General features: G+C 72.7%; 13 protein-coding genes and 1 pseudogene. 8 read left to right on the plus strand and 6 right to left on the minus strand.

Annotated features, from left to right (window positions below):
• Positions 1–81: 81 nt before the first annotated feature.
• Positions 82–984 (minus strand): annotated as a pseudogene (locus AB0C84_RS34800) (RNA polymerase sigma factor); the annotation flags it as partial.
• A gap of 195 nt (positions 985–1179) precedes the next feature.
• On the opposite strand from AB0C84_RS34800, the gene AB0C84_RS34805 reads away from it, so the two are divergent.
• Positions 1180–1827: a TetR family transcriptional regulator gene (locus tag AB0C84_RS34805; protein WP_361074645.1), complete on the plus strand. Its 648-nt coding sequence runs from the start codon at positions 1180–1182 to the stop codon at positions 1825–1827.
• On the opposite strand, the gene AB0C84_RS34810 is transcribed toward AB0C84_RS34805, so the two are convergent.
• A complete protein-coding gene (locus AB0C84_RS34810; RefSeq protein ID WP_361074647.1) occupies positions 1824–5204 on the minus strand; it encodes a pyruvate carboxylase in 3381 nt (1126 codons plus the stop codon). The two genes, AB0C84_RS34805 and AB0C84_RS34810, sit on opposite strands and share 4 nt — an antisense overlap.
• A 654-nt stretch (positions 5205–5858) precedes the next feature.
• On the minus strand, positions 5859–6515 hold the full coding sequence (locus tag AB0C84_RS34815; RefSeq protein WP_361074649.1) for a helix-turn-helix domain-containing protein: 657 nt from the start codon (positions 6513–6515) through the stop codon (positions 5859–5861).
• A 136-nt stretch (positions 6516–6651) separates the two neighbouring features.
• On the opposite strand from AB0C84_RS34815, the gene AB0C84_RS34820 reads away from it, so the two are divergent.
• Positions 6652–8412, plus strand: coding sequence for a serine/threonine-protein kinase (locus AB0C84_RS34820; protein ID WP_361074651.1), 1761 nt, complete (start codon positions 6652–6654; stop codon positions 8410–8412).
• A gap of 182 nt (positions 8413–8594) precedes the next feature.
• On the opposite strand, the gene AB0C84_RS34825 is transcribed toward AB0C84_RS34820, so the two are convergent.
• Both AB0C84_RS34825 and AB0C84_RS34830 read right to left on the minus strand, forming a co-directional pair.
• Positions 8595–8846, minus strand: a complete 252-nt coding sequence (locus AB0C84_RS34825) for a DUF397 domain-containing protein (protein WP_361074731.1) — start codon at positions 8844–8846, stop codon at positions 8595–8597.
• The gene (locus AB0C84_RS34830; RefSeq protein ID WP_179844140.1) at positions 8846–9712 is read right to left on the minus strand and encodes a helix-turn-helix transcriptional regulator; all 867 of its coding nucleotides are present in this window, start codon (positions 9710–9712) and stop codon (positions 8846–8848) included. Before AB0C84_RS34830 ends, AB0C84_RS34825 begins: the two co-directional genes overlap by 1 nt.
• Positions 9713–9938: 226 nt before the next feature.
• Between AB0C84_RS34830 and AB0C84_RS34835 the strand changes: the two genes are divergently transcribed.
• The 6 genes from AB0C84_RS34835 (at position 9939) to AB0C84_RS34860 (ending at position 17287) form a co-directional block, all read left to right on the plus strand.
• A complete protein-coding gene (locus AB0C84_RS34835) occupies positions 9939–10556 on the plus strand; it encodes an ATP-binding protein (RefSeq protein ID WP_179844141.1) in 618 nt (205 codons plus the stop codon).
• A 119-nt stretch (positions 10557–10675) separates the two neighbouring features.
• On the plus strand, positions 10676–11029 hold the full coding sequence (locus tag AB0C84_RS34840; RefSeq protein ID WP_179844142.1) for an STAS domain-containing protein: 354 nt from the start codon (positions 10676–10678) through the stop codon (positions 11027–11029).
• Positions 11030–11220: 191 nt separating this feature from the next.
• Entirely contained in the window at positions 11221–12477 is a 1257-nt protein-coding gene (locus AB0C84_RS34845) for a pitrilysin family protein (protein ID WP_258944065.1), read from the plus strand.
• Positions 12474–13838, plus strand: coding sequence for a pitrilysin family protein (locus AB0C84_RS34850; RefSeq protein WP_179844144.1), 1365 nt, complete (start codon positions 12474–12476; stop codon positions 13836–13838). The genes AB0C84_RS34845 and AB0C84_RS34850 overlap by 4 nt, the downstream gene beginning before the upstream one ends.
• 789 nt (positions 13839–14627) lie before the next feature.
• Complete coding sequence (locus tag AB0C84_RS34855) at positions 14628–16274, plus strand: sporulation protein (protein ID WP_361074655.1); 1647 nt, start codon at positions 14628–14630, stop codon at positions 16272–16274.
• A 131-nt stretch (positions 16275–16405) separates the two neighbouring features.
• Positions 16406–17287, plus strand: coding sequence for a hypothetical protein (locus tag AB0C84_RS34860; protein ID WP_361074657.1), 882 nt, complete (start codon positions 16406–16408; stop codon positions 17285–17287).
• On the opposite strand, the gene AB0C84_RS34865 is transcribed toward AB0C84_RS34860, so the two are convergent.
• A complete protein-coding gene (locus AB0C84_RS34865) occupies positions 17288–18532 on the minus strand; it encodes a hypothetical protein (protein ID WP_361074659.1) in 1245 nt (414 codons plus the stop codon).
• Positions 18533–18560: the final 28 nt, after the last annotated feature.

The raw sequence follows: 18560 nt of genomic DNA on the forward strand, positions 1-18560 counted from the left end.
GCGCACAGCGCCTCGGTGTAAGCCGGGGTGAACAGGTCGGTCAGGCGGCGGCGGAGGGCGCGGTGCGTGCCGGCCCGCGGGTCAGCCGAGCAGGTCCGCGAGGGTCTCGCGGCGGGACGGGTGGCGCAGCTTGTGCATGCCCTTGGACTCGATCTGCCGGATGCGCTCGCGCGTCACCCCGTAGACCTTGCCGACCTCCTCCAGGGTCTTCGGCTCGCCGCCCGACAGCCCGAAGCGCAGCGAGATGACGCCGGCCTCGCGCTCGGTGAGCGTCTCCAGGACGGCGTCGAGCCGCCCGCGCAGCATCGAGGTCGCCACGACGTCGGCGGGGTCGCCGCCCTCGGGGTCCTCGATGACGTCGGCGAGCTCGCCGTCGCCGTCCTCGCCGAGGGGGGTGTGCAGGGACAGCGGCTCGCGGGCCTGCCGCCGCAGCCACTCGACCTTCTCGGGCGTGACGTCGAGCTCGACGGCCAGCTCCTGCGAGGTCGGCTCGCGGCCGAGGTCCTGCATCATCCGCCGCCGGACGCGCGTCATCCGGTTGAGCACCTCGACGACGTGCACCGGGATGCGGATGGTGCGGCTCTGGTCGGCCAGCGCGCGGCTGATCGCCTGCTTGATCCACCAGACGGCGTAGGTGGAGAACTTCAGGCCGCGGCGGTACTCGAACTTCTCCACGGCGCGGATCAGGCCCAGGTTGCCCTCCTGCACGAGGTCGTTCAGCTGTAGGCCGTGGCCCATGTAGCGCTTGGCGAGCGACACGACGAGGCGCAGGTTCGCCTCGACCATGTGCTCCTTGGCGCGGGCACCGTCGGCGGCGATCCACTCCAGGTCCTGCTTGTCCTGGAGGCTCAGTTCGTCGCCCAGGGTCATGAGGCGCTCTCGGGCGAACAGGCCGGCCTCGATGCGCTTGGCCAGGTCGACCTCCTGCTCGGCGGTGAGCAGCGCGGTGCGCCCGATGCGGGACAGGTAGTCCTTCATCGGGTCGACGAGGTTCACGGTGGAGCGGGGGGTTGCGCTCGGCGCGTGGCTGGCGTTCAGGGCTGTGTCCTTTGCTCGTCCGGCGGCCGGGAGGGAACGGTCACCCGGTCTCGGTACCCGTCAGGCTCGCGAGCCAAACTTGGAGTCGACCTAAGTATGTGTCAAGTACGAACTTAGGTCGAATTATGAGAGGATGGCGGCATGGGACTGCGGGAGATGAAGAAGCAGCAGACGCGCGAGAGCATCTCGAACCAGGCGACCCGCCTGTTCCTGCGGCACGGCTTCGACCGCGTGACGATCGCCGACGTCGCCGCGGCGGCGCAGGTGGCGAAGATGACCGTCACCAACTACTTCCCGCGGAAGGAGGACCTGGCCCTCGACCTGCACGAGGTGTTCGTCGCCCTCCTCGCGCGCACGGTCGCCGAGCGGAAGCCGGGCGAGTCCGCGCTGGCCGCGCTGCGCCGGGCCTTCCTGGAGGCCGTCCGGCGGCACGACGCCGTGATCGGCTTCGCCGGTCCCGACTTCGCCCGGATGATCACTGAGAGCCCGGCGCTGGTGGCGCGGCTCCGCGAGTTCCACGAGGAGCGGGAGGACGCCCTCGCCGCCGTCCTCGCCGAGGAGACCGGAGCGGGCCCGGGCGACGTACTCCCCCGCCTCGCCGCCGCGCAGCTCGGCGGCGTCCACCGCGTCCTGTTCGGCGAGGCCCTGCGCCGCACCGTGCGGGGCGAGACCCACGAGGAGATCGAGGCGGCCCTCGCGGAGACCGCGAAGACCGCCTTCGACCTGCTCGAACCGTCCCTGGGCACCTACGCGACGCGGCCGTCGCCCAAGGGCCGAAAAGCGCTCTAGGCGCCTTCCCGGATGACCAGGAGGAGGTCACCGGCCTGGACGGGCGTCGCCTCCGGGACGGCCAGCCGGGCGACGGCGCCCGCGACCGGAGCGGTGATCGCGGCCTCCATCTTCATGGCCTCGATCGTGGCGACCACGTCCCCTGCGGCGACCTCGTCGCCCTTGGCCACCCGCAGCGTCACCGAGCCGTCGAACGGGGCCGCGACGTGGCCGGGCTCGGCGGGATCGGCGCGCTCGACCGGCGGCGCATCGGACTTGACGGACTTGTCGCGGACGGAGAGTGTCCGGAGCTGGCCGTTCACCGAGCAGATGACCTGCCGGACGCCCGCCTCGTCGACGTCGCCGACGGCCTCCAGCCCGGCCAGGACGCGGACGCCGGGTTCGAGGTCGAACGCCACCTCGTGCCCGGCGCGCAGCCCGTACAGGAACGGGCCGGTCGGCAGGACGGAGAGGTCGCCGTAGGCGGCGCGGGCCTCGCGGTAGTCCTTCGCCGGGCCGGGGAAGAGGAGGCGGTCGAGCGTGTCACGAACCTCTGGGCCGGCCAGGGCCTTCTCCTCGGCGCCGTCCAGTTCGGCGCGGGCGGGCGTGAACTGGCGCCCCGCGAGCGCCTTGGCGCGGAACGGCTCGGGCCAGCCGCCGGGCGGATCGCCCAGTTCGCCGTTCAGGAACCCGATGACGCTGTCGGGGATGTCGTAGCGGTCCGGGTTCTCGGCGAAGTCGTCCGGGTCGGCGCCCGCCGCGACCAGGTGCAGCGCCAGGTCGCCGACGACCTTGCTGGACGGGGTGACCTTCACGAGCCGCCCGAGGATGGCGTCGGCGGCGGCGTAGAGGCGCTCGATCTCCTCGAAGCGGTCCCCGAGGCCGAGGGCGACGGCCTGCTGCCGCAGGTTGGACAGCTGCCCGCCCGGGATCTCGTGCCGGTAGACCCGTCCGGTCGGCGATGGGAGCCCCATCTCGAACGGTGCGTAGAGCCTCCGGACGGCCTCCCAGTACGGCTCCATGACGGTGAGCGCGTCCAGGTCGATCCCGGTGGCCTGCTCGGTGAAGTCGGTCGCGGCCACGATCGCCTGGAGCGGCGGCTGGCTCGTCGTGCCCGAGAGCGGCGCGGCGGCCCCGTCGACGGCGTCGACACCCGCCTCGATGGCGGCGATGTAGGTGCCGATCTGCCCGCCTGCCGTGTCGTGGGTGTGCAGGTGGACCGGCAGGTCGAACCGCTCGCGGAGGGCCCCGACGAGGGTGCGCGCGGCGGGCGCCCTGAGCAGGCCGGCCATGTCCTTGATGCAGAGGATGTGGACCCCCGCGTTGACGAGTTCCTCTGCCAGCCGCAGGTAGTAGTCGAGCGTGTAGAGCCGTTCGTCCGGGGAGGACAGGTCACCCGTGTAGCAGAGCGTGCCTTCCACCAGCGCGTGGGTCTGGAGGGCCGCGTCGATGGCCGGACGCATGCGGTCCACGTCGTTCAGGGCGTCGAACACACGGAAGATGTCGACTCCCGTACTGGCCGCCTCCTTCACGAAGGCCCGAGCCACCGAGTCGGGGTACGGCGTGTAACCGACGGTGTTGCGGCCACGCAGAAGCATTTGGATGCACAGGTTGGGTGCCGCCTCGCGGATCGCGGCCAGCCTGTCCCAGGGCGACTCGCCCAGGAACCGGAGCGCGACGTCATAGGTTGCACCGCCCCACGCCTCGACGGAGAGAAGCTGCGGCGTCATCCGGGCGAGGTAGGGCGCGGCTGCCAGCAGGTCATACGTGCGTACTCGCGTAGCCAGGAGCGACTGATGCGCGTCGCGGAACGTCGTGTCAGTGACGGCCAGGGCGTCCTGGTTGCGGAGTTGCTCGGCGAACGCGCGCGGGCCGAGCGCCAGCAGCCGGTCACGCGAACCCTCGGGGAACGGCCCGTCGAGGTCGAGCGGCGGCAGCTTCGTCGCCGGGTCCAGGTCGGTCGGCGCCTCGCCGTGCGGCTTGTTGACCGTGACGTCCGCCAGGTACCGGACGAGCCGCGTCGCGCGGTCGCCGCTGGAACGGGCCGTGAGCAGGTCGGGATGGTCTGCGATGTAGGACGTGGTGACGCCCCCCGCGCGGAAGTCGGGCTCGTCCAGCAGCGCCCGCAGGAACGGGATGTTGGACGCGACTCCCCTGATGCGGAACTCGGCGACGGCCCGGCGCGCCCGCCGCACCGCGTCCTCGAACGTCCGGCCGCGGCACGTCAGCTTCACCAGCAGCGAGTCGAAGTGCGGCGAGATGATCGCGCCTCCGTAGGCCGTACCGGTGTCGAGCCGCACGCCGGCGCCGCCCGGGGACCGGTACGCCGAGATCTTCCCGGTGTCGGGACGGAAGCCGTTCGCCGGGTCCTCGGTCGTGATGCGGCACTGCACGGCGAACCCGCTCACGCTGACCTCGTCCTGCGCGATGCCGAGGTCGTCGAGCGTCTCGCCGCCCGCGATGCGCAGCTGGCTCTGCACCAGGTCGACGCCCGTGACCTCCTCGGTGACGGTGTGCTCGACCTGGATGCGGGGGTTCATCTCGATGAAGACGTGCTCACCACGGTCGTTCACAAGGAACTCGACCGTTCCCGCGTTCTCGTAGCCGATCTCCTGGGCGAAGCTGACCGCGTCGTCGCACAGCCGCTGGACCGTCTCCGCGTCCAGCCCCGGCGCGGGCGCGATCTCGACGACCTTCTGGTGGCGGCGCTGCACCGAGCAGTCGCGCTCGCGCAGGTGGACGATGTGCCCGGCGCCGTCCGCGAGGACCTGCACCTCGATGTGGCGGGGACGGTCCACCGCCTGCTCCAGGAACACCGTCGGGTCGCCGAACGCGCTCTCGGCCTCGCGGCGCGCCGTGTCCACGGCGGCCTCCAGCTCCTCGCGGTGGTCGACGCGGCGCAGCCCGCGCCCGCCGCCGCCCGCCGCGGCCTTCACGAACAGCGGGAACCCGACCTCGTCGGCCGCCTCCAGTTCCCGTCCCGGCTCGGGCGTCGCCGAGCGCAGCACCGGAAGGCCCGCGCGCCGCGCCGCCGCGACCGCCTCGATCTTGTTGCCCGCCAGGCTCAGCACCCGCGACGGCGGGCCGACGAACTTGATCCCGTTGCGCTCGCACGCCGCCGCCAGCTCGGGGCTCTCCGACAGGAACCCGTACCCGGGGTAGACGGCGTCGGCGCCGACCCGCAGCGCCGTCTCCACGATCCCGTCCACGTCGAGGTAGGCGCGGACGGGATGGCCGAGCTCCCCGATCTCGTACGCCTCGTCCGCCTTCTGCCGGTGCAGGGACAGGCGGTCCTCGTGCGCGTACACGGCGACGCTGGCGATGCCGAGTTCGTACGCCGCGCGGAAGGCGCGCACGGCGATCTCGCCACGGTTGGCGACGAGCAGCTTACTGATCACGTGTGTCTCCCAGGAGAGGTGCGGGCGCGTCCGGCCGCGCCCGACGGCCTCCTGGGCTCCACGCTGAGCCGCTCCTGCCGGGACGAACCCGTGGGCGAACCGGATCCTCGGATACCTACCCAGTCGGGCGGTCCGGACGGCCCCGCCCGCCCACGAGAACAAAGGGACAGATGATACGTAAAGTGAAAAGAGGGGAAAGTTTCGCCCACCGTGGCGGCGTGCCGCGGGCGCGGGGCCGGATCCGGTCGCCGGCTAAACGGAACGATCACTCGGAATAGCCGGAAGGATCTTGCGGTTGCAACTACCGTGCGAGATCCCGCCAGCCGGGTAGCACTCATGTCAGCGACCCATGGAGGTGAACCGTGCCGAGCAGCATTCCCCGCACCCGTTCAACCAGTGAGCGCAAACACGTGAGAACCACGTCGCTCCGCGCCCTCGCGGTCGCCGCACAGTTGGAACGCAACCATGCCCCGGAGGGTCCACCGGGCAACGTGCAGGGCCGGGCGGAGAGCCGCCGCCGTAGGCGGACACCCGACCCGGCCTGACACCCCGCCCGGCCGCACCTCCGGTCAGGCATGAGAAAGCCCCCGCGACGCGGGGGCTTTCGTGCTTCCTGCGCCAGATCGGGCCCGGCCGTACGCGGAAGTCGCCGTGCTAGGCGCGGGCCATCTCGAAGAACTTGCGGACGGTGGCGCGCGTGCGCTCCGTGCCCACGCTCTCCACCATCGCGGTGAGGTGCTCCGCGCCGAGAACGGCCAGGAGCGCGTGCGCGGCGGCCTCTCCGTCCGGGACGGCGTCGCCGCGCTGGTCGAGCAGGATCGTCAGATGCCGGTGCCAGAAGCCGTAGGCGCCGATCCGGTACCGGGCGCCCGGCGAAGCGGTCTCGGACATGCGCACCAGCGAAAGATGGTCGAGCACGTAGTTCAGGTAGGCGTCCGCGAAGGCGTGCAGCCGCTCGGATGGGGCCACGACCGCGCCCTCCTCCCCCGGGCCCAGGGGAGACGGCCCGGACAGGATCGCATCCTGGAGTTCGCGTTCGCGTTCGTTCAGGAGCGCCACGGCGAGGCCCGCCTTGTCGCCGAACCGGCGGAAGAGCGTGCCCTTGCCGACGCCCGCCTCGGCGGCGACGGCGTCCATCGAAACCGCCTCCACCCCGTGCCGGGCGAAGAGCGCGGCTGCGGCGTCCAGCACCTTCACGCGGTTGCGAGCGGCGTCGGCGCGCTCCTTGGGCGGCGGGGTCCGCATCAACTCCAGATCGACGCGCCTCGTACCGGCCAGGCGACGGTCCATCATCGCCTCCTCCCCTGACATTCAACCGGACTATAGTCCTATTAGTTGCCCGCGGCCACCATCGCTTGATCACCCGCTTTGCCGACCGCATACCATCGTTGGCCATAGTCTTGCGGAACGGTCCTGGGACGATGCGGAACTACGGGGAGCGAGTGGTGTGACGGACAGGACGATGCCGGACGCCCATCCGCTGCTGTCGGGGGACCCGGATGAGCTCGGCGGTTACGAGATCCTGGGTCGCCTCGGCGAGGGCGGGCAAGGCGCGGTCTTCCTGGGGCGCCCGCGCGGCGAGGCCGGAAGCAGCCGCCCCGACGACCTCGTCGCGATCAAACTGCTGCACGGCAGGCTCGCGGGGGACGAGTCCGCCCGCGCGCGCTTCGTCCGCGAGTTGGAGGTGGCCAAGCGCGTCGCGCGCTTCTGCACCGCGCAGGTACTGGACGCCGACGTCGCAGGCGACCAGCCCTACATCGTCAGCGAGTACGTGCCCGGCCTGTCGCTGTTCCACATCGTGCGGGCGGAAGGCCCGCGCCGGGGCGGCGCCCTGGAGCGGCTCGCAGTGGGCACTCTCACCGCGCTCACGGCGATCCACCAAGCCGGGATCGTGCACCGCGACTTCAAACCGCGCAACGTCATGATGGGCCCGGACGGCCCACGCGTCATCGACTTCGGCGTGGCGCGCGCGCTGGGCGCCGCAGGCGAGACGCAGAACGTCGGCACCCCCGCCTACATGGCCCCAGAGCACTTCACCGGCGACCAGGTCGGCCCTGCGGCCGACATGTTCGCCTGGGGCACGACCATGGCGTTCGCCGCCACGGGACGACCCGCGTTCGGCAACGACGAGATGGCCACGGTCATGCAGCGGATCCTGACGGGCGAGCCGGATCTCGGCGACCTGCCGAGCCCGATGCGCGAACTCGTCCTCGCGTGCCTGGCCAAGGAGTCCTCGCTGCGCCCGACCGCCCGCGAGGCCCAGGAGCGGCTGGTCGGCGCGGCCAGCGGCGCGCCCGGCGGCGTGGTCGGCGGCGTGGTCGGCGGCGTGGTCGGCGGCGTGGTCGGCGGCGTGGCCGGCGGCGCGGCCGGGGCGGTGTTGCCGCGCGAGCAGACGGCCCCGCAGCCGCGGCCGTTCGCCGAGGAGACACCGCCTCCGAGCGGCCACGGCGGCCAGGAAAGCCACGGTCACGGTGCGCCGGCGATGCCGCCGCCGCTTCCTCCGGCACCGTCCAACGACCATGGGTCGGACGGCCGGGGACGCGGACGGCTCGCCATTCCGATCGCGGCGGCCGTGGCGGTGGCGTTGGTCATCGCGGGCGGCGCCGCATGGGCCGCGACACGGCCGAGCGGCGACAAGGGCCGGTCCACCTCGGCGTCCGACGAGAACCATGGCGTAGGGGGCGACACCGGCTCCGCGAACGGCGCGGCCGGCGGCCCCCAGAACCCGGCGAAGACGAAACCAGGACAGCCGAAACCTGGAAAGAGCGGGAGCCCCGCGAACCCCACAGCGTCCCCGAAACCGGGTTCGCCGAAGCAGCCCGGTGGGTCGACCCCCACCAGGGGCACCGGCGGCGGCACCTCGACGCCTCCCAAGGAACCGCCCAACAAGTACACGCCGCAGTCCGCGTGCAACAGCGGAGGCAAGGGGAGCGGGTACTACGTCCTGCGCTCCATGAACGTGTCCGGCGGCGTCGCCTACCTGCTCTACAGCAACTCGACCAAGTACAACTGCGCCGTCACCATCAAGTCGAAGCACGTCGGCACGAAGTCACCGGTATCCGCCTGGGTCCAGAAGAAGGGCGGAGGAGCCATCAGCGACAGCGGCTCGTTCGCCTGGTACGCGGGGCCGGTCTACGTGAGCGCGCCCGGGACGTGCGTCCGCTTCGGCGGCAACGGCGGTACGGCCCCCTACGGCAACTGCGGCTGACGCTCAGGGCCGGGCCTGCGGGAAACCCGGGCCCGGCATGAGCCGGGCCTGACATGAGCCGGGCCTGACATGAGCCGGGCCTGACATGAACAAGGCCACCCTCGCGCCTGGGGTGGCCTGTGTCTCCTGCGGAGGTCGGGTCGACGTTCGGGTGCACCGGTGCCGACCCGGCCGCTGCTGGATCAGTTACGGGAGGCGATGAGATGGTCGAAGTCGCCGTCCTTGGCTCCAAGGATGAGCGCTTCTATCTCGGGGCGGGTGTAGATGAGGGCCGGGCCCTCGGGATGGCGGGAGTTGCGCATCGCCACCTGCCCATCGGGCAGTTCGGCGATTTCCACACAGTTCCCCTGGGAATTGCTGCGCCGGGACTTCAGCCATCGTGCTCCGAGGAGCTCGGCGGCCGACATCCCGTTGTCGTAATCGGTCTGGAGCATCATGTCTCTCTGAGAAGATCACCGAGAAGCTCGACGGTGCGCTCCGGGGTCGCACTGTCGACACACAGGCGTTCCATCGCCTGCAGGTAGGTGTCGACGTCGTCGCGCTTGTCCAGGTACATCGCGCCGGTGAGGTTCTCGACGTAAACCACGTCCGGCAGATCCTGCTCGGGAAAGCGCAGGATCGTGAAGGCGCCACCCTCGGCCGCGTGGCCTCCGAACCTGAACGGCATGATCTGGATGGTGACGTTGGGCAGCTTCGACATCTCGATGAGGTGCTCGAACTGGCCCCGCATCACTTCCGGTCCGCCGATGGGGCGCCGCAGCGCCCCCTCGTCCACCACGGCCCACAGGCGCGGCGCTTCCGCGCCCGTGAGGCGTTCCTGACGCTGCAGGCGCAGCTCCACGCGCTGGTCGATCTCGTGTTCGGCGGCCCCGGCGTTGCCCAGGCGAATCACCGCGCGCGCATACCCCTCCGACTGCAGCAGTCCCGGGACGAACTGCAGTTCATATGTGCGGATCAACGCCGCCGACTCCTCCAGGCCCACATAGGTCTGGAACCAGCCGGGCAACACGTCGTTGTACCGGTGCCACCAACCGGGGGTGTTGGCCTCCCGCGCAAGCTGTAGCAGCGCCTCGCGTTCCGTCTTGTCGCCGACGCCGTACAACGTGAGCAGGTCGTCCACGTCTCGTTCTTTGAAGCTGACCCTGCCGAGCTCAAGACGGCTGATCTTCGACTCCGACGCGCGGATGACGTAGCCGGCGTCCTGACGGGTCACGCCCTTCTGCTCGCGCAGACGGCGAAGCTGCGACCCGAGCAGGATCCGACGAACCGTCGACCCGCTTCCCGGCGTCTCTGGAGTCACGCCCAACCTCCCGGCTATTCGGCGGACAGCGAACCTAGTGTGCCACTGGCCTCAGCGTCCTGCGGTTACCTCCGATCTCCCGCGTGCGATCCGCGTCGGCCCACACCCTCATGACGCGGATGCACGTGCATTGGGCCTTGCATTCGCACGCTACGATGCGCAGGATAACGCACGAGACTTCCGAGCCACGGCTGCACAACGAGATCACTCTGCGGGGTCCGGTGGAATGACGTCACGCCACGCGCACGACGACACGCGGTGGGAGCTCGGCCCTCTCGCGGGGCCGGACGACCCACGGGCCCAGGCTGGGCACTCGACGCCCGTCCCGGAGGCCTTCGACCTGCCGCCGCGCCTGGACACCGCCGTCACGGCGCTGACGGAGCTCCGGGGCTCCACCGTCTCGTTCCTCGTCGAGCCCGATCCGGAATCGGTCACCGAGGCCCGGCACTTCGCGATCTCCAGGCTGGCCGAGTGGAGCCTGTCGGAGCTCGCCGACGACGTCGGCCTCGTCGTCTCCGAGCTGGTCACCAACGCGCTGCGGCACAGCGGGAAGGCCGCCGGCGGGCGGCCGGGCGACGACGTGCACCGCGAGGGCGTGTACGACGACCCGGCCGACCCGCTCGGCTCCGCGCCGACGGCCATCCGGCTCCGCCTCGGGCACGAGGGGCCGTGGCTGCTCTGCGGGATCATGGACGCGAGCCGGACGGCGCCCCGCCGCAAGGAACCCGACTACATCGCCGAGACCGGACGCGGCCTGCACCTCGTCGAGTCGTTCAGCGTCCGGTGGGGGTGGCGCGCCCTCGCGCACGGAAAGGTCGTCTGGGCCCTCTTCCGGTCCCCCTGACGGACACGATCGAATCCACGGGCGTAACAGCGCGCGACCGGGGTAACAAAACAGTTCCCCCGACGAGGCCCTAGAACTTCTCCAGGGTTGGACGAGGCGAGGGGCAGAGAGGAGCACCGGTGGACTTCGCCGTCGAGCATCGCGTCGAGAAGGGCCTCACGGTCGTCAAGATCAGCGGTGAGATCGACGTCTTCACCAGCCCCCGCCTGCGCGAGTCCCTGCTGGAGATCATCGACAGCGGCGGCTCGCACCTGGTCATCGACCTCGGCGAGGTGACCTTCCTGGACTCCACCGGCCTCGGCGTGCTCGTCGGGATCTACCACCGGCTGCGGGCACGTGACGGCTCGATGTCGTTCATGGGCGTCAACGACCGGGTGCGGCGCGTCTTCCACGTCACCCAGCTCACCAAGATCTTCGTCCTGCACCGGTCGCTGGAGGACGCGATCGCGGCGCACGAGGCTGCCGCGCCCTGAGCCCCCGCGCTCGCTCCTCCCTCTTCGCCCGCCCTCGCCCCCTTTCTCTGGTGCGAGTTATCCACAGTTTCCGTCGGCGCTCCCCGCGCCGGGCGCACCCGGTACGGTGAGACCGAGATCAAGCCCGCCGCCTGGGAGGCCTCCCGACGCGCGCGGTGCTGTCCGGCCCATCGAACGGACGGGAGCGCTCCGTGGCAGAACAGCCGCTGCATGAGCACACGCTCGGCAATGGCCTGCGCGTGGTGGTCTGCGAAGACCACGTCGTACCACTGGCCGCCGTGAACATCTGGTACGGGGTGGGCTCGCGGCACGAGCGGGCCGGCCGCACCGGCCTCGCGCACCTCTTCGAGCACCTGATGTTCCAGGGTTCGGCGAACGTCGCCGAGGGCGAGCACGCCGCCCTGCTGGAGAGCGCTGGCGCCGCGTTCAACGCCAGCACGTCCTTCGAGCGCACGAACTACTACGAGACGGTGCCGGTCAGCCACCTGGAGCTCGCGCTCTGGCTGGAGGCCGACCGGATGGGCACGCTCCCCGCCGCGCTGACCCAGGCCAACCTCGACAACCAGCGCGACGTGGTGAAGAACGAGCGGCGGCAGCGCTACGACAACCAGCCCTACGGGACGGCCTTCGAGCGCCTGTGCGCGCTGACGTTCCCAGAGGGGCACCCCTACGCGCACACCCCGATCGGCTCCATGGAAGACCTGGACGCCACCACCCTCGACGACTGCACCGACTTCTTCGCCACCTGGTACGCGCCGGGCAACGCCGTCCTGTCCGTCGTGGGCGACGTCGACCCGGAGAAGACGCTGGAGGCGGTCGAGCGCTACTTCGGCGGCCTGCCGGCCGGCCCGGAGCAGCCCGCCGCGCGGCCCGGCGGGCTCGACCCGCTGACCGGCGTCCGCGGCGAGACGCTCGACGAGGAGGTCCCCTCCCCCGCCTACTTCGCGATGTTCCCGCTCCCCACCGACGGCGGCGACGACATCGAGGCAGCCGAGCTCGCGGTCGAGATCCTCGGCGGCGGCTCCGGCTCCCGCCTCTACGACCGGATGGTGCGGCGCGACCAGATCGCCACCGAGGTGTGGGCCGGGGTCACCCGGCTCGCGTCCGGCCAGTCCCTGGCGATCGTGGACGCCGTCGGCCCGCAGCCCGAGAAGATCGCGGCCGTGCTGGACGAGGAGCTCGAACGGTTCGCCGCGCACGGCCCCGACGCCGACGAGACCGCCCGCGCCACCGCCCAGGCCGAGCGCGGCTTCCTGGAGCAGACCGAGACGGTGACGGGCCTCGCCAACGCGCTGTCGCAGAACGCGACGCAGTTCGGCGACCCGTCCCGGACCTTCACCGCCCCCGGCCGCGCCGCCGCGGTCACCGGGGACGCGATCAAGGAGATGGCGGGCCGCTGGCTGGCCCCGGGCGCCCGCACCGCCCTGACCTACGGAGGCACCTCGTGAGCAGCGGCCTTGCACTGCAGCCCCGCCCCGTCCCCGGGCCCGTCCCGGCCTGGGCGTTCCCGGCCGGCACCGCGGGCCGCGTCCCGGCCGGCCCCGCGACGCTGCGCTGCGACCTGCCCGGCCGCCGGCTCGCCGCCGTCCGCCTCGTCCTGCACGCGGGGGCGGGCCGCGAGCCGTCCGGCCTCGACGGCGTCGCGACGCTGGCCTCCCGCGCGCTGCTGGAGGGCACCGAGCCCGGCGGCGGCACCGCGCTGACCGCCGCGTTCGAGCGGCTCGGCGCCAGCCTCTACGCGCACGCCGACCTGACCGCCCTGCGCATCGCGCTGGACGTCCCGACCACGCGGCTCGGCGCGGCCCTCGACCTGTTCTCCTCGGTGGTGCGCCGCCCGGCCCTCGACGACGCCGACGTCCGGCGCCTCGTCCGCGAACGCCTGGAGGAGATCGCCCAGGAGGACGCCGACCCCGGCACCCGCGCCATGCGCGAGCTGCGCGCCGTCCTCTTCCCGGCGGAGGCCCGCGCCTCCCGCCCGACGGGCGGCACCCCCGACTCGGTCGGCGCGCTGCAGGGCTCGCACGTCCGCGACTTCTACGGTTCCGTGGTCCCCGCCGAGGCGACCGCGGTCGTCGCCGGCGACCTCGCCGGCACGGACGCCGATGGCGCCCTGGCCGCCGCCCTGGAAGGCTGGGCGGGCTCCGCCGCGCCGCTCCCGACCGCCGACCGGGTCCTGCCCGAGTCCGCCGCCCGCATCGTCGTGGTCGACCGCCCCGGCTCCGTGCAGACCTACCTCAGCTTCGGCCACGGCGTCCCCGACCGCTCCCACCACGACTGGCCGTCCCTGATGGTCGCGTCGCACGTCCTGGGCGGCGGCCTCACGTCCCGCCTCAACGCCGTGCTGCGCGAGGAGAAGGGCTACACCTACGGCATGCGCGCCGGCCTGCTCCGCATGCGGCACTGCGGCGTGTTCATCGCCCAGGGCGCCGTCCACACCGAGGTCACCGCCGACGCGGTCGCCGACGCCCTCACCGAGCTGCGCGGCGTCGTGTCCCGCGGCATCGACGCCGAGGAGCACGGCTCGTCCGTCCGCGCCCTGGCCGACCGCGCCCCCGCCGAGTACGAGACGGCCCGCGCCGTCGCCGCCGAGCTGGCCGACGTGTCCGCCAACGGCCTGGGCGCCGACTACCCGAGCGCCTATCTGGCCGCGGTCCGGGCCTCCACCCCCGACGGCGTGGCCCGCGCCTACCGCAAGCACATCGACCCCGAGGCCCTCACCATCATCGCCGTAGGCGACGCCGCCCAAATCCGCGAGCCGCTGGAAAAACTCGCCTACGCACCCGTCACAGTCACCTCCAAGGAGACCTGACCCCGCCCCCCGCAGGGCGCAACGCGCGTGCAGCGAATACCGCACCGCGCGCGATAGGGACGCGCCGTGCCGACTCCCCAGCCGCACACACCGTCCCCTAAGACGACCGGATAGGCCGCCCCGGCACACCCCTCGAGACGACAGCGCACGCACGCGGTCCCAACCGCGCGCAGCACCCTGCGCCAAAGGTGCCTGCCAGGCTGGGGAGGGCCCCGAACGAACCCGCGCACCTCCACGAACTGACGCAGCACGCCCGCGCCGACGCCCACCTACGCCGTCCCCGCGCCGAGACGACGGGCGTCGGCCCGGCGCACCCCTTGAAGCGACAGCGCACGCACGCGCCCTTAATCGCGCGCAGCAACCCTGAGGCAAGACACTCCACCAGGCTGTGGGGCCCTACGAACCAACCTGCGCGGCTCCGTGGACCGCACTCTCGTGCCGACGGCCGTCTACGTCGTCTCGGGCCGCGGCGACCTGATGGGTCGGCTTGGTGTTTCTTCTTGGGGCGACTGGGCGTGCGTTCAGGGGCGCGTGGCGGTCCTGTGTCAAGACTTCTCGGCAGGCTGGGGAGGGCCTTGCGAACGCGCTTGCGCGGCTTCTTGGGTTGCGCTTGCGTGCTGGCGCCTGTCTAGCGCGTCGAGGCGATCGGTGGGAAATTGGGGGATTGGTCCCGGCGGGGTGAACCGGTGGCATGGTTGAGGGGGTCTAAGTTTCTGGTGCGCGCGGCCCGGGTCGCGCGGGTGGTGGGCGCGGGGTATGTCGCCTCGCGGCGGGAGAGGGGAACGGCCGGTGTCCTACGGGCAGATGGCGGGCGGTGGACCGTCCGTCGACACGATCCTTGCTGAGCCGAACTGCAAACCCGGCGGGGTCGTGGCGGGCAAGGTGCACCTGCGCGGCGGCGCCGGGCCCGCGGAGATCCGGCAGGTCACGCTGGCGCTGATGCCGCGCATGCGGCACCACGGCGGCGAGACCGCGGGGCCCGAGGTGTACCGGGGCGCGCTGACCCGCGGATTCCGGTTGGACGCGGGAGGGCAGCGCGACCTGGCGTTCTCCATCCCGCTGCCCTACGAGCTGCCGTTCACGACGGTTCTCGGCCACGAGCTGCCCGGCTTCACCATCGGGATGTGCACCGAGATCGACGTGGCGGGGCAGCCCGACCCGGGCGACATCGACCCGATCTCGGTGGAGCCGCTGGAGTCGCAGCAGTGGGTCCTCGCCTCGATCGCCCGGCTCGGCTTCCAGATCACCAACGTGACGTTCGAGTCGTCCAAGCTGCGGGGCGTGTCCCAGCAGCTGCCGTTCCACCAGGAGATCCACCTCAATCCGCCGCCGTCGCACCAGGGGCGGATCGAGAAGGTCGGGCTGGCCTTCGTCGCCAGCCCGCGCGCCATGGCCTTCGTCCTGCGCGCCGAGGACCGCGACACCCCGCAGGACGAGTCGTTCGGTGTGTTCCAGGTGCCGCACGCCGAGGCCGCGGAGACCGACTGGAACGCCAAGATCGGCCAGTGGCTGGAGGCGGCGGTGGCGCTGCCCCGGTCGTCGCGGCCCGGCCCGGCGGCTCATGGTTCCCCGCCGCCGCCCGGGCAGGCGCCGCTGCCGCCGCCCGGCGGGCACTCGGCCTTCCCGCCGCCTCCGCCGCAGGCCGCGGCGGCCTACGGCGGGCCCGCCGAGTACGGGTCGCACGGCAACAACCAGTTTCCGCCTCCCGCGCCTGCTCCTGGTCAGCGGCAGCCCGCGCCGGTGGCCGATCCGGGTTACGCGCCGAGCCCGCCCGGCATGCCCCCGGCGCCCGGGCACGGTTTCCCGCCGCCCGCGCATTCGCCGATGCCCGGTCATGGGATGCCATCACACGGGATGCCCTCACATGGGATGCCGTCACACGGGACCCCGCCCCATGGCACGCCGCCTCCTGCGCCTCAGCATGGAATGCCCTCGCATGGCGCGCCGCCTCCTGCGCCTGCGCATGGGATGCCTTCTCACGGGGCGCCGCCTCCGGCGCCGCCGGGACCTGTGCCGTATGCGCCCGCCGCGCATGGGGGGCCGCCTCCGCCTGCGCCGCCGGGGCCCGCGCCGTATCCGCCGCCCGCGCACGTCCACCACGGTCCGCCCGGTTACCACGGGCACCGCCACCTCGGGCACGGCGTCGCCGCGGCCGGGCTCGTCGGCGGTGTCGCGGCGGCGGGGGTCGCCGGGGGCATGGCCATGGGGGCCCTGGACGCGGCCGGATACGCGCAGAACGTCGCGGGCTACGTCGCCGGCGCCCCCGTGGACGCCTTCGGCAACGCGCTCGCCGGCTACGCGGGCAACGTCGCCGGCAACGTGATCGCGGACGCGGCGGGCGGCATCGCCGGAGACATCGCGGGTGACGTGGCCGGGGAGCTCGCGGGCGGCGCCGCCGAGATCCTCGGCGGCCTCCTGGGCGGCCTCTTCGGCTGATCTTCCGGGGGTAGCCGGGGAGACGATGGGTAAAGGAAAAAAGGGCGTTTCGGACGGGATCCGCTGCGCACTCGGCCAACCCGGCCGGGGGTGGTTATCGTCGTGAGCGCAGCCTGCCTCCGAGGAGTCACATGACCACCGTGGTCCTGGTTCTGCTCTGCCTCGCGATCGCCGGACGCGAGCTCTACCTGGCGTCCGACAAGCGGCTTCCGCAAGCCCAGGCGGAACTGCGCAACCTGCGGAAACAGCTGAACGATCTCGCGCGGGACCACGACGTGCTCAAGCGGGTGGTGGACGAGGCGACCGAGCCGGTCGGCATCCCCATCCCGCCGCCGCAGCCCGAGGCGCCGGCGTCCGACGTCGCGGAGAGGCTGGAGACCGTCACCGGGCGGGTGGAGCGGCTGGAGAAGCAGTTCGGCGACCTGTCGGACGAACTCTCGGGCATCGACCTCGACCGCGACTCCCAGCACGCGCTCGCGCGGACCCTCGACGCGGTGGAGCAGGACGTCCAGGAGCTGCACCGCGAGATGCTCGACCGGCTCGACCGTGAGGAGGGCGTGGTCACCGGGGCGCTGCTGAGCGAGGAGGGGGAGAGCGAGGCGCTGCTCGCGGAGGCCTACGAGCAGTGCGCCGCCGAGTGCGGGCTGCGCGTCCGGTTGCGCGACCAGCGGTCGGAGCAGGCCACCGGCACCTACTGGGGCACCGTCTACCAGATGTCCGGGCGGCGCCCCGACGTCCTCGCCGAAGACCTGTTCTCCTACGTGCGCGGCCTCTACGACCCGAAGGACGCGGCCGCGGTGACCGTGCTGCTCACCGAGCTGGCGTCGCTGCGGGGCGGCGGCGTCGCGCGGTTCGGGCCGTTCGTCGCGGTCAGCACGCAGAGCGCGGTGCTGTGCGGGGTGCTGCCGGACGAGGGCGCGCCGCCGACCGAGCCGTGGCGGCTCGTCGAGCACATCCGCGAGCTGCCCGCCGACCGGCAGCGCGACCTCACCTGGCTGCGTTCGGACGAGTGATCAGGGGCGGACGAACCGGGGGGCTCCGTCCGTGCGGTCCACGCTGAACGCCAGCAGGCATCGCGGGACGCGTGCCGCGTCGATCTGGAGGCACAGGCCGAGCCCGAGGTCCGGGTCGACGACCACCACGCGCCGCAGGGCCCGCAGCGCCCGGCGCGCCCGGACGCGGGTCTCCGGACGGCCCGCCTCGTGCACCGTGCCGGTGACCACCCGGCCCGCGTAGCGCCAGAGCGCCGCCGAGTCCAGCACGCGCACGCCCGCCGACGTCAGGTTCGCGACGATCACGACGCCGCTGTCGTCGTCCTCGGACGCGGACGGGGCCGGCAGCGTCCCCTCCCCCGGCAGGTCGCGCGGCGCCCGGGGCCCGCCGACCGCGCGGTGGTAGCGCAGCGGGTCGAGCGTGTCGATGACGAACGCCCCCGCGTACGGACGGGAGGCGCGGGGCGGGCGCGCCAGGCCGTGCGACGGCGTCCGCACGGCCCGGACGCCGAGGCGGGCGCTGAGGTCGAGCACGATGCCCGCGTCGTCCAGCCACACCGGCACGCCGAGCTTGGCCGCGGCCGTCCGGTCGAGGGCGTCCATGGTCCGCCACAGCTCGTCGGTCCGGCGCGACAGCGTCGAGGCCATGCCGAGTCCGGGGAACGCGCTCTCCAGGACGGCCAGCGTCGCCTGCCACGTGGTGCTGCCGACGAACTCCGCCACGAACGCGTCCGCCATCGCCTTGCGACGTTCGGGGTCGGTCATGGGGCCGGGCGGCTGCGGAGGCGCCCACTGCGGCGCCGGGATGTCCGGCACGGTCACCGAGGGCGGCGCGGCGGCCAGCCCCTTGCCCGGCAGGAACGGCTCGTCGTCACTTCGGGCGTGCCGCCCCGTGGGCGCGGGGCCGGTCTCCTGGGGCGTCCAGGGCTCGCCCGGCGACGCTTCGCCCACGCCGAATCCAGGGGGCGTCTCGCGTGTCACCCAGAGGGACTCCTCCTGGGACGCCGGTGTCTCGACGGGCGGCGGGGCCGGGGGCGGCACCGGCGGGTGGGGGGTCCAGGGCTCGTGCTCGGGTTCCGGCGGGGGCTGGACGGGCACCCAGTCGGACGGCGCCTCGTCCGGCGCCGGTTCCGGGGCGGCGCCCTTGCCCGCCACGTGGACGTCTTCGGGGTAGGGGCCTGGGCGGGGGGTCGTCTCGGGGCCGGCCTCCTCGGGTCCGGGGTCTTCGGGCTGTGGGGTGCGACGGTCACGCGGGCCGAATCTCACGATGTCGATCCTGCGCTCAGAGCAAGGT

Source organism: Actinomadura sp. NPDC048955 (assembly GCF_040649435.1).
GTDB classification, from domain to species: Bacteria; Actinomycetota; Actinomycetes; order Streptosporangiales; family Streptosporangiaceae; genus Spirillospora; species Spirillospora luteofluorescens.